The 24,494-nt window shown below is 31.3% G+C and carries 15 protein-coding genes, 6 pseudogenes and 1 riboswitch; of the genes and pseudogenes, 4 read left to right on the top strand and 17 right to left on the bottom strand.

Annotated elements, in window-relative coordinates:
- Window positions 1-47: 47 nt before the first annotated feature.
- Complete coding sequence (gene hblC, locus ACXKY9_RS11910) at window positions 48-1,367, bottom strand: hemolysin BL lytic component L2 (RefSeq protein ID WP_000790995.1); 1,320 nt, start codon at window positions 1,365-1,367, stop codon at window positions 48-50.
- A gap of 1,367 nt (window positions 1,368-2,734) precedes the next feature.
- On the opposite strand from hblC, the gene ACXKY9_RS11905 reads away from it, so the two are divergent.
- On the top strand, window positions 2,735-4,150 hold the full coding sequence (locus tag ACXKY9_RS11905; RefSeq protein ID WP_000877187.1) for a right-handed parallel beta-helix repeat-containing protein: 1,416 nt from the start codon (window positions 2,735-2,737) through the stop codon (window positions 4,148-4,150).
- A gap of 203 nt (window positions 4,151-4,353) precedes the next feature.
- Here the strand turns inward: ACXKY9_RS11905 and ACXKY9_RS11900 are convergent.
- Both ACXKY9_RS11900 and ACXKY9_RS11895 read right to left on the bottom strand, forming a co-directional pair.
- Window positions 4,354-4,650: pseudogene (locus ACXKY9_RS11900) on the bottom strand (nuclear transport factor 2 family protein); the annotation flags it as partial.
- 337 nt (window positions 4,651-4,987) lie between these two features.
- The gene (locus ACXKY9_RS11895) at window positions 4,988-5,281 is read right to left on the bottom strand and encodes an ArsR/SmtB family transcription factor (RefSeq protein ID WP_000631355.1); all 294 of its coding nucleotides are present in this window, start codon (window positions 5,279-5,281) and stop codon (window positions 4,988-4,990) included.
- Between the two features lie 851 nt (window positions 5,282-6,132).
- Here ACXKY9_RS11895 and ACXKY9_RS11890 point away from each other — a divergent pair.
- A complete protein-coding gene (locus ACXKY9_RS11890; RefSeq protein WP_000482317.1) occupies window positions 6,133-6,537 on the top strand; it encodes a DUF3221 domain-containing protein in 405 nt (134 codons plus the stop codon).
- Between the two features lie 551 nt (window positions 6,538-7,088).
- Here the strand turns inward: ACXKY9_RS11890 and mgtA are convergent.
- The 8 genes and pseudogenes from mgtA to ACXKY9_RS11850 all read right to left on the bottom strand — a co-directional run bounded on the left by mgtA (window position 7,089) and on the right by ACXKY9_RS11850 (window position 17,160).
- Window positions 7,089-9,779: a magnesium-translocating P-type ATPase gene (gene mgtA, locus ACXKY9_RS11885; RefSeq protein WP_002101013.1), complete on the bottom strand. Its 2,691-nt coding sequence runs from the start codon at window positions 9,777-9,779 to the stop codon at window positions 7,089-7,091.
- A 402-nt stretch (window positions 9,780-10,181) separates the two neighbouring features.
- Window positions 10,182-11,510: a magnesium transporter gene (gene mgtE, locus ACXKY9_RS11880; RefSeq protein ID WP_000656647.1), complete on the bottom strand. Its 1,329-nt coding sequence runs from the start codon at window positions 11,508-11,510 to the stop codon at window positions 10,182-10,184.
- Between the two features lie 209 nt (window positions 11,511-11,719).
- Window positions 11,720-11,896: riboswitch (M-box (ykoK) riboswitch) on the bottom strand.
- Window positions 11,897-12,144: 248 nt separating this feature from the next.
- On the bottom strand, window positions 12,145-12,651 hold the full coding sequence (locus ACXKY9_RS11875; RefSeq protein ID WP_000470142.1) for a GNAT family N-acetyltransferase: 507 nt from the start codon (window positions 12,649-12,651) through the stop codon (window positions 12,145-12,147).
- Between the two features lie 304 nt (window positions 12,652-12,955).
- A pseudogene (locus ACXKY9_RS11870) lies at window positions 12,956-13,036 on the bottom strand (lysozyme family protein); the annotation flags it as partial.
- Window positions 13,037-13,147: 111 nt separating this feature from the next.
- Window positions 13,148-14,971 carry a reverse transcriptase/maturase family protein gene (locus ACXKY9_RS11865; RefSeq protein WP_001149935.1) on the bottom strand — a complete coding sequence of 608 codons (1,824 nt, stop codon included), beginning with the start codon at window positions 14,969-14,971 and terminating at the stop codon, window positions 13,148-13,150.
- 575 nt (window positions 14,972-15,546) lie between these two features.
- On the bottom strand, window positions 15,547-16,128 hold the full coding sequence (locus tag ACXKY9_RS11860) for a lysozyme family protein (RefSeq protein ID WP_000655718.1): 582 nt from the start codon (window positions 16,126-16,128) through the stop codon (window positions 15,547-15,549).
- A 415-nt stretch (window positions 16,129-16,543) separates the two neighbouring features.
- A complete protein-coding gene (locus ACXKY9_RS11855) occupies window positions 16,544-16,900 on the bottom strand; it encodes a YxeA family protein (RefSeq protein WP_031303557.1) in 357 nt (118 codons plus the stop codon).
- A gap of 14 nt (window positions 16,901-16,914) precedes the next feature.
- A complete protein-coding gene (locus ACXKY9_RS11850; RefSeq protein ID WP_000711425.1) occupies window positions 16,915-17,160 on the bottom strand; it encodes a hypothetical protein in 246 nt (81 codons plus the stop codon).
- A 777-nt stretch (window positions 17,161-17,937) separates the two neighbouring features.
- Here ACXKY9_RS11850 and bla point away from each other — a divergent pair.
- On the top strand, window positions 17,938-18,900 hold the full coding sequence (gene bla / locus ACXKY9_RS11845; protein ID WP_000289422.1) for a class A beta-lactamase: 963 nt from the start codon (window positions 17,938-17,940) through the stop codon (window positions 18,898-18,900).
- A gap of 118 nt (window positions 18,901-19,018) precedes the next feature.
- On the opposite strand, the pseudogene ACXKY9_RS11840 reads toward bla, so the two are convergent.
- A pseudogene (locus ACXKY9_RS11840) lies at window positions 19,019-19,381 on the bottom strand (RNA ligase family protein).
- A 1,045-nt stretch (window positions 19,382-20,426) separates the two neighbouring features.
- Between ACXKY9_RS11840 and ACXKY9_RS11835 the strand changes: the two are divergent.
- Window positions 20,427-20,513: pseudogene (locus ACXKY9_RS11835) on the top strand (DUF2278 family protein); the annotation flags it as partial.
- A gap of 198 nt (window positions 20,514-20,711) precedes the next feature.
- Here ACXKY9_RS11835 and ACXKY9_RS11830 read toward each other — a convergent pair.
- From ACXKY9_RS11830 to ACXKY9_RS11810, 5 genes and pseudogenes are all read right to left on the bottom strand, one after another.
- Window positions 20,712-21,122 (bottom strand): hypothetical protein, encoded by a 411-nt coding sequence (locus ACXKY9_RS11830; protein WP_000592188.1) that lies wholly within the window; start codon window positions 21,120-21,122, stop codon window positions 20,712-20,714.
- 358 nt (window positions 21,123-21,480) lie between these two features.
- A pseudogene (locus tag ACXKY9_RS11825) lies at window positions 21,481-21,789 on the bottom strand (putative mucin/carbohydrate-binding domain-containing protein); the annotation flags it as partial.
- Window positions 21,790-22,043: 254 nt separating this feature from the next.
- Window positions 22,044-22,385, bottom strand: a pseudogene (locus ACXKY9_RS11820) (SDR family NAD(P)-dependent oxidoreductase); the annotation flags it as partial.
- A 383-nt stretch (window positions 22,386-22,768) separates the two neighbouring features.
- The gene (locus tag ACXKY9_RS11815; RefSeq protein WP_001172935.1) at window positions 22,769-23,491 is read right to left on the bottom strand and encodes a thioesterase II family protein; all 723 of its coding nucleotides are present in this window, start codon (window positions 23,489-23,491) and stop codon (window positions 22,769-22,771) included.
- Window positions 23,478-24,182, bottom strand: a complete 705-nt coding sequence (locus tag ACXKY9_RS11810; RefSeq protein WP_000701218.1) for a 4'-phosphopantetheinyl transferase family protein — start codon at window positions 24,180-24,182, stop codon at window positions 23,478-23,480. The genes ACXKY9_RS11815 and ACXKY9_RS11810 overlap by 14 nt, the downstream gene beginning before the upstream one ends.
- Window positions 24,183-24,494: the final 312 nt, after the last annotated feature.

The raw sequence follows: 24,494 nt of genomic DNA, 5'->3' as shown, positions 1-24,494 counted from the left end.
TATTTTCCGTTTCGTTATAATTTTTTAATAAACCTAATTTCTTAATATCAAAATTTATAAACTTGTTCTTCAAGTTGAATTGTTACACTTTTTAATCGTCTTAATATATCTTTTTGAGCCTGAGTATTATTGGTATCAACTTCAGTCGATAATTTTGTAATACTATTATTTATTAGATCCAAATCCTCTTTGTAACGTTTCATTAACTCAATTTCTCCATCTACTTGATTAGTAAATGTATGCAAGTCATTTTGCATGAAAAGAATCATTGATTTTTGTAAATCTGCTACTGTTAATTTAGTTGTTAAGTCATATAATTTCTGATTTTGTTTCTCTAAATCATTTAAATATGCTCTTTGCTCAGCTGTTAGTTTATTAATTTCAGCAAAAGTATTATATGTTTTTTTTATTTTTTCAGGATCAATCACTTTCATAAGATCATACTCTTTCGTTTTTGTAACTGCAGCTGCAGCGATTTCACCTTTTTTACTTTTCTCTATCGTTTCACGTGCTTCTTTTTTGGCAGCTTCAATTTCTATAGCTGATTTTCCCTTTTCTTTTGCTTCTTGCTCTGCTTTCTTCTCTGCGTCTACAATGGCATTGTTTATTTCTTTTCCTTTGTTATACGCTACTACTGCTGTTTGAGCAGCCGGTTCAATGATATCTTTCGATAGACTATAAATTTCTTGGAATACCTTTAGCCCTTGTTCATTTAACGCGCCTGGTAATAATGCTATTTGCTGCAAATCATTTTGAATAGATTTTTTTGTATCTAGCATTTCATTTTTTAACTTATCTATTTTTCCTGTTCCCTCTGAATTAAGGACACTTTGTGCTTTTACCACATCAGTATCAAGGTTTTTCAACTTCTTATCTACCAGTAATTTTAAATCTGTTAACTCATTAATTTGACGTTGCACACTTTCTTGATTTGTTATAGTCATGTCTTGAAGAACTTCCAGTCTATCTGTAAACCCTTCTTTATCTTCCTTATTATCTACAAATCCTTTTAATGTTGGATAATAACTATTAAATTTAGTTATAAATCCTTTACTTTTTGAATTTAATAGAATTAATTTAGGGTAAAGTTCGGATGACCACTCTTTCATATCTTGTTTAATTAGAAATTGAGTTGTATTTAAAGATGGAATTTCTTCAAATTGTACGTTCGGACTTGCTAAAGCTCCATCGATAAAGGTTTGTGTTAACTTGGAGTGTGCACCTATTTTTCGTAATGCTGAGGAAATATCTACATTATCTTGTTTTGTTTCTGCCTGAACGATTGGCGTTGCTAGAGTATTGATAGGAAAAGTCGCCCCGGTAACAATTGATGTTATTAAAAATCCTGTCATAATTTTATTCTTCATTCCTTACACCTCTTCACTATTGTTTTTTACAAGTTTTAGTCGTAAATGTTGTACAACCTAACGTTAGGATTTCTTCACACACACTTGCGGATAGAAGTTTTTTTGAAAGAGTAATTGCATCTCGTTTTTTATTTATTTTTGATAGAATATAAGGTCCTTACTTCCCCCCCATTTTAATCACTATGCTTTTCATAAGTAAACTAGAAAATCGCATATCTTATGTTTGATTTTTCCGACATTAAATATTTTGTTTTTTTCTAATTATATTAAAAAAATTTCCATACTATTATCACTTCATGAAGTGAAATAATTTTACTACTATAATTAAACATAAAATTTGTTGGTATCATTAATTCTTAATAAATATCATGCAAAAAAATGTTTTCACTATAACTTTATGGGATTTTATGTATTATGTACTTTATATGAATATGTACAATTGCATACTCATATACTCTCCTTCAATAACATACAAGGTAGTCACTATACATTCCTATCAATTTAAGTTTTTTTACTCCTCCAAGTGTAAAAAAGTTTTTATTTCTAAAATTTAACTAGAAAAGATGATGTTTTTTATAGTTTGTTCGAACTGGAGAATACAACCAAATTAATCTAGATAATATAGTGAAGAAGCTTTTTCTCAGAAAGAAGGAACTGATTCTAAAAATGAAATAACTTTATTGCTACTTAACATTTCCTTAATCGGCCTTTTAGTTCAGATCTTCTTTTCACTATAAAAACATCCCTTTTGATAAAAAGGTTCCAAGGAACAAAACATCGCAATTTTTTTAAAACATTACACCTCTTTTGTAAGCAATGTGACTTTATTTAAAAAGCGACATTAAAAATTTTTTTCAAAACCTAGAAGTAACAGTTTGTCCAAAACAAAAACAACCATAAGTTTGCCGGTCCGGAAAACTTATGATTCATATCACACTTATTCTTAAAATTATTCATTCAAATCTTCTACTTATATTATTTTTTCAAGCTCTATTACTTTTAAACAAATTAGAATTCCATTTTCATGTAGAAACATATAATTTTCTTTCTGCTTTTTTGTAGAATTGAAAGTCTAATAATCCTTGAATCTACGGATATTTTTTCTAATATTTATGATTTTCTACGCTCTAACATTAAATCTTCCCTTTTGAGGGTAAGTCTATTTCCTATTTTTGATAACCTATAAAAGTTTTATCTTTATTTCTTTTTAATATATACGATATATATTTATAATAGATTTTATCGATTCTGGAACGTGATTGATTTTGTCCTAATCAAGTTAAACTTTTTTACTGAAACAAGATATAAATCGTCAGTTTTAACTATATAGTTGAGAAGGAATGGCATAAAAAAGGAGGAAAATAATAATGAAATATCAAACAATATTTTCATCGTTAAAAAAATCCTGTTTTATCTTAATACTCTCTTTCATTATATTAATTCTTGCACTTCCAGCACCAACTTTTGCACAATCCAATAACAATGTTACATCTGGAACAGATTACTATGTATCTCCGGCAGGAAGTGACCTCAACACTGGCACATTAGATCAACCTTTCGCTACCATTCAAAAAGCTGCTGACGTCGCCACAGAAGGAAGCACAATCTACATAAGAAGCGGAGTTTATAACCAAAAAGTACATGTAACTCATTCAGGAATCTCAGAAGCACCGATTACTTTTCAAAATTACCAGAATGAAAAGGTAATTCTAGATGGCTCTAAAGTCAAGTTAGAGGATGATGGATTATTTACCATAGAAGATAAAAATTATATTCAGGTAAACGGGTTAGAATTTCGCAATTTAAAATCAACGAAAGTTAGCGAAACCCCTATTGGTATTTATATTACCGGAACAGGGAGTAATATCGAGATTAGAAATAATTATATCCATCACATTGAAACGAATGTAAAGAATGGAAACGCACACGGTATTGCTGTCTATGGTACTTCATCTAGTGCACAAAATAATTTAAATCATATTGTCATCGATAATAACGAAGTAGCAAATTTGAAATTAGGACTAAGTGAAGCAATTGCTGTGAATGGGAATGTTGATTCTTTTGGAGTTACCAATAACAAGGTGCATGATAACAACAACATCGGAATTGTTCTGATTGGACATGAAGGAGTATCTCCAGTAGCTGCTTTAGATCAAGCACGGAATGGAATTGTTCGTAACAATATCGTCCATCACAATTCATCTTTCAATAATACTAGTTATAACGAATATTCAGCTGATGGTATTTACGTGGATGGTGGGAAGGAAATTATTATTGAGCAAAATCAGAGCTATGAAAACGACCTCGGTATTGAAGTAGCTAGCGAACATGCGGGGAAAAGTGCAAGTCAAATTACAGTTAGAGATAATACAATATCTAACAATACTATGGGTGGCATTGCAATTGGTGGATATGACAGTCAGCAAGGATACGCTGAAAATAACACGATTACCAACAATTTGATTTATAAAAATGACACAAAAGATCAAGAGAGTGGTCAAATTGAATTAAATTACGATCTTCGTAACAATGTGATTACCAATAACGAAATCTATGCAAGTAATAGTCGTATTTTTATTAGCAATAATTTTAATAAAAACACTGGAAACAAACTCGATTACAATCATTACTATGGTGAATTCGATCAAACTAATGGCTTATGGCAATGGAAAAGAAAAATGTATAAAGGATTTTCTTCTTATCAAGCAGGTATGAACCAAGAAGGAAATGAACAACATAGTGTATTTAGCAAATTACCCTCTTCATTCAAACTAATACAGTAGTCTAATACTAAATTAGTATTACGTTATAAAAAAGTACATGCAATAGGCACTTTAAGAATACTAATAAATTTAACCTTATTAAAACAAAAAGAGATGCCCTAGTACCATACCTAGGGCATCTCTTTCATTTTATTATAAATAATCTTAATTTCTAGACCTTATACATCCCTAACAAATTAACAATTATCCACTATATTTTCTACTTAAAACATAGTATTATTATTAGCTGCTTCACTTGGAATCTCTTGAATTACATCCCAGTGCTCGACAATCTTTCCATCCTTGTTACGAAATATACCGACTATAGCAACTCCCTTATCTTGAGAATTAGTACGACAATGTACATGAAGAGCAACTGTATCCCCTTCAGCTACTACACGTTTAATCTCTGCAGAGGAATTAGGGTTTTTAACAAAATCCTCCTTAAAGAAATCCATGAAGGCTTTTCGTCCATCAGCAACAAAAGGATTATGTTACTTATACTCTTCACCTACATATTTTTAGTAAAAAACTCATAGTTGAATTTAATGTATCTAATTCCTTTTATTATCAGAATAAGCCTTTACAACAACTATTTATTATTTTTTATTTCATTAATTCTGTAATTTCTTTAATACACTTACCATTATCCATTGTTATATCTAATTTCTATTTAAAACCCTTCTTTGTACGTTTATACCTATATATCGTGTTAAATTGTGTGTGGCAAGATAAAATAAGCTGTTAAATTTAATTATTGTTAGGTAGTTTCTACAGTATGATATTATCACACAATTAGTTATACATATAAAAAAGGTTTCTTGCCTTGTAACAGGAAACCTTTTATGTATTATTAACCTACAAATCTAAAATTTCAACAATCTGACGTGCCTTAGCATTATCTATATAATAATGCATCTCTAATCCTCTTCTTTCTGATTGAAGTACGGTTCCCCTCAATTTTGATAAATGTTGTGAAACAGTGGATTGGGGGAGTCTTAATATTTCCGTTAACTGTGTAACATTGCATACTTTATGGTGCATTAATTCATTTACAATTTGTAATCGAACAGGATGTGCCATTACTTTTAATACATCTACATCGTCTTCGTGGATTTCAGATAGATTTCTTTCAGATATTAATGTTATCATTTTGCATTCTCATTTATTATTAATTTCTATTTTCCAGTTATCCTTATAATTAATACTTATAGCTAATTACCATTTGTCCTGTTGAGAAAATATATTCTCTTTTTAAAACAAAAAGGACACCGATTAATTAAAACGTTTTTTACCGCTTTAATTAATTGGTGTCCTCTAATTTTTTGAACAAAATATATCTTATTTTAAAGGATATTTTCAATTCTTTTTTCTCACGTCTAGTAAAATTTTATATTTTCTTTAAAATTCATATTAAGAATATTCTTCAAATCCTGAAAGCACAAGTTTGCGGCAAACTTATGCTTCATATCACATTCCACACCAATCAAGCTAATTAACACTATCAATGTAGTGCTAACTATCTTAATTGAATATTAGTAATAATGAGTTTAAATATTATCAATTAACTTTATATTACATGTATGTAAAAACAATGACATGATAAGCTTTTTCAAATTTTTCTCCTTGTAAATATTTGAAAATAGTATTTCAATACTCTCCTTACTGTTAATATGCCTAGAAAAAGAACCCCATAGGGTTCTTTTTCTGTTCATTCCCTAAAAATCTCATATTAATAAAAAAGAAGAGGGATATATCCTCTCTTCACCAATACAATCGAACATCTTTATACTTAAGGAAGGGCATACATTCATCAAGAGATGAAATGAACAATAATAGTTCACCTAGTGAATTATAACACAAATCCAATTCCATTAATAGATAATATTAACATTTATAGGATAATTGTGACAGAATTGTTAAGCATCTTAATATTAAAAGGTTTTATATGTATGTAAATTGAAAGTGGATAGTGTAAGAATAAAATATAAGGAGGATATACCATGTTTAACAAAAAACAAACATTCGTAACAACGGTAACAACTTTAACACTAGGATGTGGACTTACATTCGGATTAACACCGGCCTTTGCAGATTCTAACAAGATTTCCGCCAATAATATTCCTGTTCATACTATTCAGAACCAAGAACAAGAACCTTTTACTGGATATGTCATTTCAGTAGAGAACAATTATTTAGTAGTTGCAGCTACGCCTACAAAAGATGAAGCTCTTGCTTATCAACATGATTGGTGGGATCTAGTTTCTCAAAATAAGATTTTAAGAGTTCCTGTTTCAGATGATGAAAACTACACATTAGGTGAGAAATTAAATGTATATGCAGCTGCATGGACTAAATCCCTACCACCAATAGCTGTTATGCCTACAATTGAAAAAGTATTTCAATAGGTAATATTTCCAATAATTAAGCTATCCCATATAAAAAGGAGTCGAATAACGACTCCTTTTTATATTCTACATTCCCTTGGATTCCTTACCTTCTCGTACCCCTAATATTTAATAACATGCTTCTTTCTCCCTAGCTAAAGATGATATAGAGGTTATGTCACTCGCTTCTTTCCTTTCTTCTATGGAAGTAGCTATTATACTAGTCGAGTATCAAACATCATCATTATTTTATAGAACAAATAAGACATCTTCTTAATTCATGCTCTAATTAAAAAAGAGATCTAATACATATCTCTTTATAAAACATATTTAAAAATAAAAACCAAAGGACAACAAGCATATCTCTTTTGTTGTCCTTTAGTTTTTATCGTTGCCTATTCCATATTGTACTAAATTTTTTATTTTACTCTATTATAGAATGAGAATAAAGTTTGATTAAAACATCAATCTGACTTAATTTTTTTCCTACCAAACTAAATTATGCTGTAAATTCCTTATCCATTTAGAATATAGTATTTAGTAATTCTTGTTCTGGACTGAATTTTTTAGTATTATAGCCATCGATTAAACTTCCTTATGTATATTCTCTTTATAAATTGAGTAACTAAAGCATACATTGTTAAAATTCCCAATAACCACAGAAAATAATAAAATGGAAGTGGGGTTAAACCAATTTGAGTACTTAAACTGGTAAATGGAAGGGAAATCCCTATAAACATAACCAAGCCTGTAAGCATCAAAACTGGCCTAGCAGCCGTACTTTGTAGGAAAGGGATATGTTGAGTACGAATCATATGCACAATTAATAATTGTGTTAATAACCCTACTACGAACCAACCCGTTTGAAATAAGGATTGCATCTCAGGAATATTTGCACCAAATACATTCCACATTACGATAAAAATGATTATATCAAAAACACTACTTACCGGCCCAATAAAAATAATAAAACGAAATAAATCTTTTGTATCCCAACTTCTTGGTTTTATTAAAAATTCATTGTCTACTTTATCCCACGGAATTGAAAGTTGGGATAGATTATATAGTAAGTTTTGACATAATATTTGAATTGGTAGCATTGGAAGAAAAGGAAGAAATGCACTAGCAATTAATAAACTTAATACATTTCCAAAATTTGAACTTGCTGTCATCTTAATATACTTCAGTATATTTCCAAACGTTGTCCGTCCTTCCACTATAGCATCTTCTAAAACATGTAAGTCTTTTTCTATAAGTATAATATCTGAACTCTCTTTAACAATATCATCTGCTGTATGGATAGATACACCAACGTCAGACTGTTTTAAGGCAAACACATCGTTAATTCCATCCCCTATAAACCCGACTGTATGACCATTCATTTGAAGTGCCTTTATAATACGGAATTTTTGACTAGGATTTAATTTTGCAAACACACTTGTTTTACTTGCAAGTTTTCCTAATACCTTATCAGGAAGACTATCAATTTCATAACCCAGTACTGGTTCTCCTATATACAAGCCCATTTTCCTACATACATTTCTTGTCACGGACTCGTTATCACCTGTTAAAATTTTCACTTGTACTCCTTTCTTTTGTAGAGTATGAAGTGCAGCGATAGCCGATTGTTTGGGTGGATTTAAAAAACCTACATATCCAACGAGTATCATATCTGATTCATCATTTATAGAATAACTTCCCACTTTATCACTATTTAATTGTTTATATGCAACTGCAACAACTCGCATCCCCTGCTCTTGCCAGAGTTCAATTAGGTGTTTATTTCTACGCTGGATTTCATCTGTAATAGGAATTATCTTATTATTTTCTTTTATAAAACTACAAATTGATACAACTTCTCTAACTGCACCTTTACAAAGCATTATTCGTTCGTTAGCATTTTTTTCTATAACAACTGAAACTCTTCTTCTATCAAAATCAAATAGACATTCATCTATTTTGGAGTATTGAGACAAATCATATTTACTACTATCTTTTACATAACGTATAACTGATAAATCAATTTCATTTTTATTATTTGTATGGAAGTAACTATTTATATACGCTAATCTTAAAACCTCATCCGACTTCTCTCCATTTGTATCTGTATGGCGTACCAGATCCATCTTATTTTCTGTCAACGTGCCTGTTTTGTCGGTACAGAGAATATCAATAGCTCCAAGGTTATGAATAGAAGATAGTTGTTTTACAAGTACCTTTTTTTTACTCATATTAATAGAGCCTTTAGCTAAATTAGCTGTTACAATCATTGGAAGCATTTCTGGAGTGAGTCCAATTGCTATAGCAATTGCAAATAAAAAAGCCTCATACCAATTTCCATTAATACCCCCATGGATTATCATGACAATAGGAGTCATGATGATCATAAATTTAATTAATAGCCAACTAACTTTGCTTACCCCTTTATCGAATTTAGAATCAGATTTCTTGTTCATCTTAACCTGATTCTTTGCTATTGAACCAAAGTAAGTATCTGTTCCAGTACCTACAACTATTACTTTTGCTGTACCACTTATAATATGAGTTCCCATAAAACAGAGATTTTCTAATTCAATTAAATTTTGGATTTTTCTAATTTTACGTTTTTTGTACATATGGAAATACTGATTTGATTTTTCAACGGGTAATGCTTCTCCTGTTAGAGATGATTGATTTACAAGTAAATTTTCTGATGAGATAATCCGTACATCTGCAGGCACAATATTTCCAGCAGATAATTCTATAATATCCCCTGGTACAAGATCCTCAAGACCAATTTGTAACTTTCCACTTTCCTCCAATAAAGTTCTCTTATTTTCTTTATAAGGAATATTTCCCTTCCTGAGAACAGTTACCTTTTCATATACAAGATTTTTTAATCTTTCTATAGACTTCTGAGAACGAATTTCTTGTATGAACCGAATTAATACGCTTAACGTCACCATGATTCCCACAATAATAGTACCTTTTATATCATTGGTAAAAAAAGATAACATTCCTAATATAATTAGAAGAGAAATAAACGGACTTCTAAAAGAATTAAATAATGTTATATACCATTTTATTCTTTTTTGAGAAACTACTTTATTTTCTCCATACACTTCAAGCCTCTTAGTAGCTTCCTCGTGAGACAGCCCTTGAGACGTTGTTTTAAAAAAATCTAACGTTGATTTAACATCACTTTTTGCAATTTCAATTAGCATATTATAATTTTTGCTTAATACTTCCTGTTTATAAAAATATTTTTTATTAGATCTCAACAAATTTACCTCCTATCCAAATAAATAGAATTCCCCTGTTTTAAAAAAATAATTATAAAACTACATTTTTATAATTACTCTGAATTTTCAATTAAATTCAGAAGTTCAATAGCACTTAAATAGTATTATTCTCACCATAAATAGTAATTTTTATTTATAAGTTCCCTCTTATTAGCAACAAAAAACTACTATAGCCATAATTTTCAACTGCAACAATTGAGCTAGCACTATACATAATCAAAATTCCAAATACAATTGTAATGATAAGCGAAAACACCAACGGATATTCCAGTAACTTGAATACTTTTTTCATTTCTATTCTCTCTTTCTCTATACTTCCAACGAGTTTGTCTACAAACTTTGCGGGAACGAACTTAGGTATAAAAAAAACTTAATATAAGTTTCTTATAACCCTAGTAACATTTTTGCAATGGTAAAGTACAGAATTAACCCCGTTCCATCGACTAATGTCGTAATGAACGGACCTGAGATAACAGCTGGATCCAGCTTTAACTTATTTAAAATCAAGGGTAATACAGATGAAACAATGGACGACCAAATAACAATGAACAATCCAGTAATAGCTACAACTTGCGCGACTTCTGTACCTACGCCTAAAGTGTACGCACGAATTAATGCTGCCACGGCTAATGTAAGCCCTAGTAAAAGGCCTACTAATGCTTCTTTTTTCATAACACGAAATATATCTTTAAATTTCACCTCATTTAGAGCTACAGCTCGAACCAATGTAGTTACGACCTGTGTACCTGTATTTCCACCAGTTCCAATTAACAACGGAATAAAGAAAGCCAGTGCAACTACATGAGTTAATGTTTCTTCATAATGCCGAAGTACAGAACCAGTATATGCTTCTGCTACAAACAGAAGTAATAACCAACCTATACGTTTACGGTATATTTGCCAAATAGAAGTTTCGAAATATGGCTTATCTAATGGGGTGCTCCCTCCTAATTTTTGAATATCTTCAGTTGCTTCTTCTTCGAAAACATCCATTGCATCATCGAAGGTTATAATACCTATCATCCGATTATCCATCGTTGTTACAGGTATAGCGGATAAATCATAATCCATTAGTTTTTGTACGGCTTCCTGTTGGTCTAGGTTCACTGAAACTGAAATAACATCTGATGCCATTATCGATGATAAAGTTTTATCATCTGAAGCTAGCAATAATTCACGAATAGAAACAATTCCATTAAGCTGACCACGTGTATCCAGAACATAAATATACGAAATTGATTCAACCCCTGCCCCAATTTTTCTAATATGCGACAGCGTATCTTTCACTTTCCAATTTTCCCTGGCAGCAATATAGTCAATTGTCATCAAACTGCCCGCTGTTCCAGATTGAAAAACCAGCAGACTTCTAATTCTTTGTTGAGATTCTTCAGACAAAAGTTGTATAAGTTTTTCAGCCTGAAGTGGATGAATTGAAAGAATTACATCAACAAGGTCATCAATAGATTGCCTAGCTAATAGCTCTTCTCCTCTATCCACAGGCAAATTGGTACAAATATTATATTGCTCCTCTGGTGTAAGATAACTGAGAATTTTCGCACCTTTTTCAGTAGGAAAACATTTTATTAAAGATATCTGATCTTTATGTTGAAAACCTTTTATTTCCATTGCAATATCGTAGGATTGAATTTTTATAAGCTCTTGCACTAAGTGTGTATCTTTTGTTGCTAATAATTGTTGTAAGCATTCTTTCATCGTAATTCCTCCTTAAGGACAGTGGTACTTGGTATCATTTTCCCACTTCTAGGAAAACTAATTTCTTCATAAATATGGGATCAATATCATCAATCATTAGTCTTCCCCCCTTTTATAAAAGATTTATTACAAATAAAATTTTGCATATAAAAAACCTCCCTTAGTAATTCAACTAAAGGAGGTTGCTAAAAAAGACATAGCTAAATAAAGCTCATTCCCCCTAGTTGAGTTTTGGCACTATACAACGTAAAGGATGAATCATTCATCACTTAGCTATCTTAAGAAGAGCCTTAATCCGACAATTCCTGTTCTACCCATTGGCATCTTTCGATATTTTTGGGCAATAGCCTGTGTTTGTATAGGAGCCTCACCTAACAGGTCATAGATATCTCAAATTTTTTGTTCGTTTCGTGTTAAAGCATATCTACTATTTTTGAACTTGTCAAGTAATAACAGAACTTATTTTTTCAATTAAGACAATATCAACAACAATAGTAATTTACATAATGCCAATTCCATCGTCTTACGCTATGATTGGCTGACCGTTTCCATCAAATTGTTTCCATTCATATTCTAGCTACCGCTTTTACAACTTCAGGAGGAACATTTTCTTTTAATAATGCGTTATGAGGCTTTACTCCTCTTCTAAAATAGCGTAATAATATTCGTCCCACCATTCATTCCCATGTGGTATACACTTCCTGAAATAGCCTTCTCTTCTCATTCCAATCTTCTCCATCACTCGATATGATGGTATATTCTGTGGCTGACATGTAGCTATAATTCTATGTAACTTCAATTCCTTAAACCCATATTCCAATGTAGCTTGTGCTGCTTCAGAAGCATATCCTTTATTGAAATATTCAGGGTTGAACACCCAACCAATCTCATAAGTATGCTCACCAAAGTATTTATGAAAAACTATATGACCAATCAAAATATCTTTATCAATTAATACTACAGGAAAGTTCTTAGCGTTTTCACCAATATTTTCATTTACAAAGTTTTTTGTATCTTCTTCAGTAAAAAAACCTTCAGGTATGTATTTCATAACATTGATATCTGATGTATACTCATGAACAGCTTGCCAATCTTTGAACTCAAATTTTCGTATTAATAATCTTTCTGTTTTTATAAACATTTACTTTTCCCCCTCAAAAAATTGCAACTATATTTTAAATCCTCATTTAATCCTTAAACTAAAAAGAACTTGTAGGAATCTCTACAAGTTCTTTTTAGTTTAAGGTGAATATACGGGCCAAACAAACTATCTTACAGATTGACTGTAGAAATTTTAGGGGTAATGCTTTGACAAATATATTATATAACAAATATTAACATCTATAGGATTTATTTTTAAAAATCATATGAATTAAGAAAGGAAGTAGTTTTTTTCTTAGATACTATTATTAATAACTGGGTATCATTATATTTCATTCTGCAACTTATTTAGAAGAACTATGTACATTTCGAAGAAGTTTTTCAATAAGTTTTGTTTTTTCATTTACCTTTGTGGCATATGTGTAGAGTAAACATCCAGCGCCTTATTACATTCCTGTGATAGGTTTCCAAATGTTCCTCCCCGAACCGGACTTACATCTCTCAATGTATCCGGCTCTCCATCTGTCTTCTGCATTTTATATCTCGCCCTTGTGTCTTTTCATATGACACTCTTTACAGAGTGCGATAGTCTTTCGATTTCTCGCTATCATTTGTTTTTCAAGATATGATTTATTTGACTTTGCTCGTAGATTCTTTAATTTCTTAATGTGATGCATATGTATCACAACATTGCTAGCTCCGCATAGTTCACATGTTTCCGCCTTGATTCTATCTGACAATTTAGTCGTACTCATTACATGCCGAGTATTTGGTAAAATGTCTGTTCCTTCTAGTGATAAATTTCTTGTCATTGGAAACTTTCTTTCAATGAAATGAACTTTATTCATTCCTTTCTTTGTCTCATACTGTACAGTAAATTGTCCGTACTTTTCGTATTTCTTTCGAATTTGTTTCGTACGTGTTCTGTATTTTGACGCAAAAGTTTTCAACATTGAATAATACATGAAATATGCAAAGCGGTGCATGTGATTGCTCACATTTTCAGCTAGTCGATAGTAATTGTATAACCCTCGAATTTCGCTATTATATTGCGTGATAATCTCTAAATCTTCATTGTGTTGGAAATATCCTCTTGGCTGAGGTTTCCAAGTGCCATCGGCACACATTTTAATGGCCTGATACTTTTGAAGTTTCTTTATCCATGCCTCATGTGGCATTTTTAATTGAATTTTACCGTTAAGAACCCTAGAAGCTCTCCCAAGACTGTTAATGCGTGTTGCTTCACTTTTAAACACTTTAATTTCAAATCCTAGAAATTTAGCGTGTTTCTTGAAGGCATTTGTTATCAGAGTCTTTTCCATAGATAATTCTAATTTTAGCTCTTCTTTCAAAAATGAAGCTATCTCATTTTTAATAAGAATTGCATCCTCTTTAGAACCTATTACTCCAATAAGAAAGTCATCCGCATATCTTACATATTTGAGCCTTCTATAATTTTCATCCATTGGATTATTATAAGGTGTTTGTAACAACTTCCCTTTCAAAACTTTTTGTTGTTCTTTTAGTTCCGTAATTCGTGTTACTTCTCCATTTAGATAGGCAGTATCGATTTTCTCTTGAATCTTTCGTACTTTATACTGTAAATTACTATACTCTTTATTAATTTGTCGCTTTTTCCCTGATTCAAATCTATCCTGATACTTTTTCATATAAACATCTAATTCATTTAGATAAATATTAGAAAGTATTGGACTAATGATTCCACCTTGAGGCGCTCCACTATAGGTATTATGAAATTTCCATTCTTCTAAATATCCAGCTCGTAAGAATTTCCAGATCAACTCTATAAACGCCTCATCCTTTATTCTTCTTTTAAGAATTGTAACTAGAGTATGATGTTCAATATTGTCGAAAAATCCTTTAATATCTCCTTCGATAAACCATTTACTACCTGTAAATGTGCGCTTTATCTCTAATAACGTGCTATGGCATCCCTTTCCTTTTCGGTATCCATGTGATGAACTAGAAAAGCTTGAATCGTATATTGCTTCTAGTATCATACGTATAACTTCTTGGACTAATTTATCATAAAAACTAGGAATTCCTAATGGCCTTTTCTTGCCATTTTTCTTTTCAATATAGGTTCTTCTAGATGGATATGGTTGATAGCTTTTACTTTTTAAAACACTTATCAAGTCCTCCACTTCCTTCATAGAAAAACCATCAATAGACCTTTGGTCTACTCCTATCGTTAATGCGCCATCATTTTTACTTAGATTATCGTATGCTAATAAAAAGAAATCTGGGTTATATAAATTACGATAAAGTCTTGTATATTGATATTCCTTATTAAGACTCTTCGTTCGCAGATTGCTTAGTACTATTTTTGGACATTGCATAGTGCCTTTCGCACCTCCCCAATTTGGTAATAAGCTAACAGACTGCCTTCCTTCGCCCTGTACTAGGCTTTCCCTAGCTCTGACTACTACGAAGGCTCCGTTGTCATATTAGATATTCATGAGCCATACTTCTTGACTGTTACATCTTGAAGTTATCCTCAATAGCCTCGCAGGCATTCTAACTTAGACAATCCCCATTTAGTAAACAAGGAATTTGCACGTATAGTGTCGGATGTGACGTTCACACTTTTCTTCCATATAGAAGTGGGCAACAGATAACCCTATTCATATAAGATGACTCACACTATCTTTATGATATCTGTTGAATCTCGTTTATAAACATCTTTCGAGACTAGTTACGGTGGCCTCCCTTGTGCTATCATTCAAGCGGTTTAGCCTTCATCCTTATCTATACTTTATATCTGGCCGCTCAGTCTTGACTTGATGTTTAGCCAACTTACGGCTTTCTTGGCATGCTGTTGTCCCCTTTCAGTTTCCTTCCAAGGTTAGCCAAGTGATACTAGGTCTTTTAGGGTTGACCTAACAGCTTGCAATCACCGTTTTTCCTTGCCCCCTTATGGGCGCACGAAATCACCATAACAATATGGATACCTAAAATTATTTTTATTTCCACCACAAGTATACATCGCTGGATTTTGATCAACTTTCATCTTAGAAAACTTTTTGGCTGAATCCTCCGAGTGTTGTTTAACTTCTTGACTAGCAACAAAATCAATATACCCTGGCCCCATATTATAGCTTTGAATAATTGTATCCATGCTAACATCCTTGTCCGTTCCATATTTGTACATTTTAGCAAAGTGTTTTACCCCTTGTTCAATGCTCAAGCTTGTCTCTTGAATTTCATTTGGCTTTAATCCAAGTGATTCGGATGACTGCATAGGATCGTTTCCCTCACCTCTACTCTCTTGGTACATAATTCCTAATAAAACTGCTGTTTTCTCTCCTAAATTATATTTTTCTAATTCTTTTTTCAAGGTAGATTCATATTGCAATACACGTTTTTCGGTGGCTAGCGCTTTATTTTTTTGAATATTGGTTTTATGATTAAAATATAGCATTCCAAGTATTATTCCTAAGCCTAAAATACTAATAAGGAACACTTTTATAATTTGTTTTTTACTTGTATCCTTCATATATTCCTCCTCGTATAAAAAATTTAATTTTTCAAAGGTAATTGGTTATTTACAAACTATGTAATGAACATCTATCTCCCGCCCTTTTTAGACTCAAACATCAATACTTTAAGGTTTTAAGTTTAATATAAAAATTTAAAGATAAGGTAAAGATAAGATAAAGATAAGATAAAGGGCATTTTTTATACGTACTTTAAAAGATATTGGTACAAAGGGGTATGTGGGGAAATTTGTTGATATAAATGGATTTAGTAATAATGGAAAGGTTAACGTACAAATTATTAATAATGGAGGTATCATTCCAGATGATTTACCCTATCTTTTCAATATGCTTTATATAAAAACTACAACATAACATATAATAAAAAAACGGCGAACCCTCGACGTAGGAGAATCCACCATCACAAATAAATGATTATTTCACACCTAGTTTTTCTTTTACTTTCTTAGGAAGCTCATCTTCCTGCACTTCCTCCCAAGCTGTTACACCTTTTTTATCTAAATGATATACACGTAGGAATGCTTCTTTACGAAGATTCTTTTGTGCGATAAATTCTAACTCTTTTTCTTTACCTTCCTTATCAAAACCCGATAATGTATATTCATACTCCTTTCCCATCACTTTACCATCCATAGATTTTGAAACTCCTCCTTTTCCATCCATATTAATTTGAACGTAATATTCACCTTTACCAATACGGTTGATATCACACCAAACTAAAACACTTGCAAATACAACTTCCTTATTTTTTACGTACCTGTATATTTTTATCTTTTTACTCACTTTTATTTTTCTTTCTTAACTAACTTATTTAAGATAATCTCATATAAATTACTTAACGAATTAATGCTATTTGCGACATAAAAAAAGAGAGGCGTCTGCCCCCTCTTAGAAGTGAAATTCAACTTGCTGTTCTTTTGTAATTGTCTCATCCCCTCAGGATTAACTGTGTCGCTAAAGAGTAACTTAGCTGATATAATCTCCTCAAGCTTACTCTTAATGAATAGACCTACGCTACCTTCTTTCTTCACCTTCCCATAGAATTTGTTAGCATTCTCATCTTTCTCCTAACTAAGATCTTTTACTTTTACTAATTTCATATGAGAAATCCCCTCCAAATGTACACACTAAGAATGAGATTTGATAGAAGATACTTGTCTACATTTTAACTTTTCCTATTAAAACTGGAATATTTGGTAAAATGTATTAAACACGCAAATAACTTGATATCGTATCTCATGATTTTAATAATGATTCTGTTTTTCATTGTAGTAAGGTTGTTTATCTCATATTGAATTACCTTTCATTTTTCTTACAGGTTCGCAATATTTTTGAAAAGACAGTTTATAAAGCCGAGAATTATTATTTTTTAAGAGATAGCATTGAGGAGTTTTTCATATGCACTGTACTATACGGTACTAGATTCCCGTACAGATTTCATTTACAATTCATTGTATTTTCTTTACCATTTACCAAGTTAAAATGGAACAAATTTATTACTTAGAGTGTCTATTATGTGTATCCCTAAAAATATGAAAGGACTTATTATTCCCCAAAGTAAAGTGATGTAAAAAAGTGTGTATTGAGATACTTCATTTAAATGTTACGAGTTTAATACTTTCACGGGTAAACTATAAAAAAAGAAACACCCTAAACAGCAACTGTTCATTCATATAAACGCTTTGGTTCTGCTTAGCCTGTTAAAATTCAACTTCAGAAGTATCGGTATCCAACACCCGCTTTAATTAACATCGGTATTTAAAATACCAAAACAAAATCCATATATCGTTGAAAGAGGTTGAAAATTCATGTACGTTTTAAACAAGTTCTTTACCTACAAAAAGATTGTACCCGTCGTATTACTTTCATGTGTAACACTAATAGGGTGTTCTAATAGTAATACTCCATCTGAACCACCTAAGCAAACAAAGCAAACAAAGCAAACAAAACAAATAAAGCAAATTAAACAAGAAAATACAGGTCATGATTCTTTTGCTAAGCTTGAAAAAGAATATAATGCTAAGCTTGGTATTTATGCTCTGGATACAGGTACAAATCAAACTATTGCTTATCATTCAAATGATCGTTTTGCATTTGCCTCTACATCTAAATCATTAGCAGCGGGAGCTCTTTTACGTCAGAACTCAATAGAAGCTCTTGATGAAGGGATTACGTATACGCGTGAAGACCTTTCTAATTATAATCCAATTACAAAAAAGCATGTGTATACAGGAATGACGTTAAAAGAACTTGCAGATGCTTCTGTTCGATATAGTGACAGTACGGCACATAATTTAATTCTTAAAAAGTTAGGTGGTCCATCCGCATTTGAAAAAATCTTGAGAGAAACGGGAGATACGGTTACTAAATCTGAACGATTTGAACCTGAATTAAATGAAGTACATCCTGGAGAAACGCGCGATACCAGTACACCAGAAGCGATCGCTAAGACACTTCAATCATTTACATTAGGATCTGCACTTCCAACAGAGAAACGTGAATTATTAGTAGATTGGATGAAGAGAAATACGACTGGAGATAAGTTGATTCGTGCGGGCGTACCAAAAGGATGGGAAGTAGCTGATAAAACAGGCGCAGGATCTTATGGAACAAGGAATGATATTGCAATTATTTGGCCACCAAATAAAAAACCAATTGTTCTTGCCATCCTTTCTAATCATGATAAAAAAGATGCAGAATATGATGATAAGCTTATTGCAGACACAACTAAAGTCGTATTAGATACTTTAAAAGTTACGAATAAAAACTAATAAATTAATAGTTTTCCGTGGTTAGGGGACATATTCTCTAATAAGAGTAACCATACATGAACGTCAAATGATGCTAAAAAAAGAAAAAACACGCAGTTCCATTTGGAATTGCGTGTTTTTATTTTGCTAATTTATTTTGGATAACCGCTTGTGTCATCCAGTGCTGATTAGTTTGCACATGGTCTTTTCGAACAAATGCCCCTATGGATTTTGAAAAATCATTATAGTGAAACGCATCCGTTAATCTAAGTACATACCCCTCCTGAATCCCTCCAAAGAGTGAAGTACCGTTGTAGCACGAACGAATTACCTTTTCATTATAGGGGCCACGATATAACACTGGAACGTGTGCAAGGCCTAACTTTTTACACCATGCAACTGCTGCATCCCACGATAAACATTCATTTTTCTCATTCTATATTGAAAAGACATAAAAATAGGACGTCAGTGCTGTGTAGTGAATGCCATGACAAGCATACACATTTTCACCACATATCCTCCAGCCTTCTGGAATTCTATCCCCCCATACTTCCTTGTAACTTTTTTACCCATGTTCTCGATGGGTTATGACCACTTGATAACGACCTTGCATGAATAGCATCTTTATAAAGAGATGTATTTTCACCATCTAACTTCGTACGATTAATTACTTCCTGTAGTAGCCTTTCTACTGTATCTATTTTATCTCATTTGGTTTTCTCAATATTCTTTACTTCTATTTTTTGATTGTTATAACTGGCACTTTCTTAGTATCAGAAATTTCACTGTAACCATAATAAAGTAGAAAAAACAATAAAATAATTGTCCAAATAAATATAAACACTTTATAACTATACTTCATATGAAAAACCTCATTTTCCCTATATAAGTGAATGTACATACACCTTATAAATCCTGTTACATAAATTATTGGATATTGCAGTAGTAGAGAATCATTAAGTATTAGAAATTGTTATTCATAAACATATCCAAGAAATCTTCAAAAAATATCATCTAGACATTTTAACATTTCATAAAAATGCACAGATAATATTTTTACGTTTAGCTAAGTAATGCTTATTATGTAATAAATCCTTATCTCTATTTCACCTTAATATTTATATGTACAAGAGTCTGTGTAGCAACTAGGCTGTACTTTAAATATGTACTAAATTGTGTGTGGGAAAGGAAGCACATTTTATTTAAAGTTGTTACTTTGAACCCTTTAATTAGTTGGTAGTCTTCTTCATTCAGACAGAAAGGAAATTTAAAGTGTGCACGTATTTTCAACTCAGACTCTTTACTACACACACTCCTATACACATAAAACATCTATACCTTTCGTAACATTAAGGAAACAAAAGGAAATGATATAGAAATAATTATAATATTTCGTAACAACCTTGTAACACAAATGTAACACAATACATTTAATCGTACAATACTTTTTTAGCTAATTATCAACAAAGCATTGTTAATATCGTTCAAATTTAATAATGTTCCCATAAAGTAATACATATTGTTTGTGAAGTGTTTTTTCAAAATATAACGAAACCTACCATGACGGAGGAATGTTAATTCAATTTAAGAATAAATGGATTGATACCTTTCTAGCTTTTGTATCCCAATCATAGTATAGAGAGGATTATTGTTATCCAATAAATGTATGTGAACATATACAAGCTAAGCCTTCTAAATAATTACTGTAACTAAAAAAACAAGTAATTATACTTGTTTTTTTAGTTTACTTTCCAATATCGCAACAGTTTTATGTGCTCTCTTTTCCTGTCTACATTATTGGATGCATATCTTACTAAAGATAGCTTCTTTTTTTATGATTCTATTGAAGTAATTAATTGCTGACGTTCTTTATCTCTATAAATTTTCATTTCATGTTTAAACTCGTAATTTCCTACTTCAAATCTAGCCCATTCCTTACTTGTCCAATATACTACATCTACATTTTCTTTTAAGATTGCAGAACACACATCCACTAATTCATCTTTGTAAAATGGAGCTTCTTTTGCTAATTCAAAAGCAAGCACTTTTGGATCCTTAGTTTTAATTTGAAGTTCCCTAGAGGTTTGCCCTAAATACTGCCATGGCGATGGTATTGATTGAACTTGGGCATCTCCCCTATCTTGAAACTGTGATGGAGAATAATTTGTTGAAGCAAATGTAGGTTTACTTACTCCTATTGCTGTTCCTAAAACAATAGAACCAATAATAAGTTTTTTAATCATTTTTTCAGCCCCTTTAATAATTTTGGATATGCTTCATTTTTATACCACGTTCACAGTCATGTAAATAAAGATAATTTGACATAATTCTGCGTTTTCCTCGAAAAATGCATATTAATTACACACCTTAAATTTACCGAAAACAAAATTGTTGGTTAATGTAAACTTTCTTGTCGTAAGTATACAATTTTTGTATAAAAATTAGTTTTTAAAATATTTGCATACTTATTGATAAAGCTTCCTGCCATACCTTATTCGAAGCCAATTTACCTCTACCTACTCACTTCGCATTCCTTGAAGAAGGAATCTTCTTGACTAAAACGATAAAAAAGTTGGGGATTTCCCCAACTTTTTTATACGTTTATTGTCTTATTAATCCTGTAGATGTAACCCGATATGTTCTTTTCTTTCCGATATATTCCTGTTTTCCATTCTCAAGGTTAGTTAAAGTCGCGCGTGTTTTTTCCTTTGCTGCTTCCCCTTCTATATGAGTAAATTCTATATAATCTCCCTCTTTTACAGGTACTGTTTGGGTTTCAGCATTTTGTTGTCTATTTCCCATAATTTCCTTATTGTACATAACGCTACCAGATGAGTTCTGGACTTTAATACTTGCATATGTGCTATTGAAATAAGAATGCGGTACACCAGCTTCTAATATTCGCTTTAAAACTTAGATATATTTAATATTTTTTTCACTACTATTATTAATCAAATTATAGTATTTTGTATTAAAATCTTATGATTTAGGACTAAATAACTTAATTGATCACACTATTTGACTCAGAATTGTTTACCAGAAAAACGTTATGTAAACTTTCTATTTTGTCAATTAGACAAAATAGTTTATTTGCTGGTACCTTATCATTAGCTAGAAAGAGCCTACTAAAAAAACGTAGACTCCTTTAGGTATCTAAACATTACATATATTTCAAACGTAGATTCCTCTAACGTTAACACCTGCCCAATTCCAGCGTTGTTTACAAGGATATCAAATGTAGTATCACCTATATATTTTTGAAGAGATTGATCCATCATTGAATACAATATATTAATGCCATTAAAAGTACTTAAGTCTGCACGAATCGCAAATACGGAACCGCCATCTTTTTTAATTTTATCCACTACACTTTCTGCTTCTTCTTTTCTTTTACTATAGTGAACAACGACTAACGCACCAGCCCGTGCCAAATGTAAGGCAATACTTCGACCTATCCCCCTACTAGCCCCTGTTACTAATGCAATTTTCCCCTTCAATTTATTCATCTCATCATCCCCTGGTTTAAAAAAATCTACTTAGTTATATCACAAGATACCCTTTGAAATGTTGCTCACTAATTTGATATCCATAAAACCAAAAGGCCCACTCATAATTATAAGAGTCGGCCTTTTCACTTCACATATTCATTAGCTTTACATACAGCATCCCCAACTGTTATGTACTTTGTACTAAGTATAATAAAGACTCTAAATGGTATTATAGGTAAAGCCAACTTAAACTAAAGTTAATTCATATACATTTTGCTTAGAGTCTCTGCCTTTAAACAGTTCGTTTAGGATTCTATGCATATATTCAATAAAATTTCAGCAATGCCTGTATTTTTCATCTTTCATATTTTTCTTTATTAGCTATGAGTATACTTAAAAAACTAAAAACTATTTGATAATCTTTTAGAATCTAACTTTCTTTTAATACTATTTGCTATTTCTTCAATATTTTCATTTAGAAAGAAATGATTACCTTCAAAAGAATGAAAAGTACACGTTTTACTTGTGTATCGTTCCCATTTTATTACTTGATCATATGTAGTAAATTCATCATTTTCCCCATTAAATATAAGAAAATCAATATCACATGGTTGTGTATTTTTGTCATGAATATACGTCTCAACGATTTTAAAATCTGCTCTTAGAATAGGGAGAAAAATCTCCATTAATTCTTCTGATTGCAGTACCCCAGATGGTGTACCTCCCATTGCAATAACTTCTCTTTTAAATTGCTCATTAGAAAGATTATGTCGGATATTTTTTATTTTACTATTTGGATGATTTCTACCGGACAAAACAAGAAATTCAGGCGATACGTTTTTAGAATCTTTTATTTTTCTGGCTAATTCATAGGCGATCAAACTTCCCATGCTATGCCCGAATAGAATGTAGGGCGAATCATCTATCTGCATAACTATTTTATTGTAGACATCATTTACTGCCTCTTCCATACTTTGGTACAAGTTTTCTTCAATTCTATATCCTCTACCAGCTAGCTCTATCGGGACTACCTCAATATATGGATTAAAGTGATTTTTCCATTTTGCGTAACTAAACGCAGATCCCCCAGCATGTGGAAAGCAAAAAAGTTTAGTCTTCTGCATTGATTTTCTCCTTACTTTCAAATTTGTATATATTTTGGCAAATTGCATAAATGTCTTTAATTATTATCTCTTGCGGAAATTCATCCCTTGTTGCACAAGCAGATAACTTATAATTTGGATCAATGTTATATTGTTTAAAGTAAAAGTTTTTAGGTATATTCTTGTATGAAATTAAAGTTCGTGATTCTTTTTTTATAGAGAATGAATTTAATGGGGTATAAAGCCCTTTTCCAATCGTTTTTATATAGCTTTCTTTTAATGTCCATAAATCAAAAAAACAATTAATTTGTTCATCAGAATTCATATTAGATATATCATAAAATTCATCCGCTGAAAAAAATTCTTTTGCTAATTTAAGAGCCTCTATCTCTGAAGTCTTTTCTATATCAATACCCACATTAAAATTAGCAGTAGTACAAACCACCCATTCTCCTGAATGTGACAGATTAAAATGAAAGTCAGAAAAATTTTCAACAAAAGGTTTTCCATACTCATTATATTTAAATCTAATTTCTTCATTATTAATTTTATACTTTTGGCAGATTAGAGATCGGATTAGTAAATCCCCTATCAGGGTCCTATTAACGTCACATGAGTTTAATAAACGCTTCATTCGTTCTTTCTTCTCATTTGAAACCAAGTTACTAAGTTGCTTAAACAAATGACTTTCAATATTCTTTGGTATTTTCACAGCTTGAATGTGTATGATAAATCACTTCCTTTTTTTAAAGATGGCTTCATATATGTGCGTTACATAAATTCAAATTAACTTTATTAAATTGCAAATACAATAGAAAAGGTGCATATTTACATATCAATGAAAATATACACCTTTCCTCAATAATATCATCAAAGCATTAGTTTCTATTACAAAAAATAGAGAGGATTTACATCATTCTATGAGCAACTCATATAGGTTTCTATGTCTCTATCAAGTAAATTTTCCATTATCCTCTTAAAAATTAATACTCTTGATATATTCATTATTGCCTACACTTTATTT

It is taken from the genome of Bacillus sp. 2175, from assembly GCF_057812155.1.
This window is presented reverse-complemented; position numbering and strand designations above follow the sequence as displayed.

Excerpts from the sequence above, each read along its gene's own strand:
- hblC (WP_000790995.1), bottom strand. The coding sequence starts at position 1,367 with ATGAAGAATAAAATTATGACAGGATTTTTAATAACATCAATTGTTACC.
- ACXKY9_RS11905 (WP_000877187.1), top strand. The coding sequence starts at position 2,735 with ATGAAATATCAAACAATATTTTCATCGTTAAAAAAATCCTGTTTTATC.
- ACXKY9_RS11895 (WP_000631355.1), bottom strand. The coding sequence starts at position 5,281 with ATGATAACATTAATATCTGAAAGAAATCTATCTGAAATCCACGAAGAC.
- ACXKY9_RS11890 (WP_000482317.1), top strand. The coding sequence starts at position 6,133 with ATGTTTAACAAAAAACAAACATTCGTAACAACGGTAACAACTTTAACA.
- mgtE (WP_000656647.1), bottom strand. The coding sequence starts at position 11,510 with ATGAAAGAATGCTTACAACAATTATTAGCAACAAAAGATACACACTTA.
- ACXKY9_RS11875 (WP_000470142.1), bottom strand. The coding sequence starts at position 12,651 with ATGTTTATAAAAACAGAAAGATTATTAATACGAAAATTTGAGTTCAAA.
- ACXKY9_RS11865 (WP_001149935.1), bottom strand. The coding sequence starts at position 14,971 with ATGCAATGTCCAAAAATAGTACTAAGCAATCTGCGAACGAAGAGTCTT.
- ACXKY9_RS11860 (WP_000655718.1), bottom strand. The coding sequence starts at position 16,128 with ATGAAGGATACAAGTAAAAAACAAATTATAAAAGTGTTCCTTATTAGT.
- bla (WP_000289422.1), top strand. The coding sequence starts at position 17,938 with ATGTACGTTTTAAACAAGTTCTTTACCTACAAAAAGATTGTACCCGTC.
- ACXKY9_RS11830 (WP_000592188.1), bottom strand. The coding sequence starts at position 21,122 with ATGATTAAAAAACTTATTATTGGTTCTATTGTTTTAGGAACAGCAATA.
- ACXKY9_RS11815 (WP_001172935.1), bottom strand. The coding sequence starts at position 23,491 with ATGCAGAAGACTAAACTTTTTTGCTTTCCACATGCTGGGGGATCTGCG.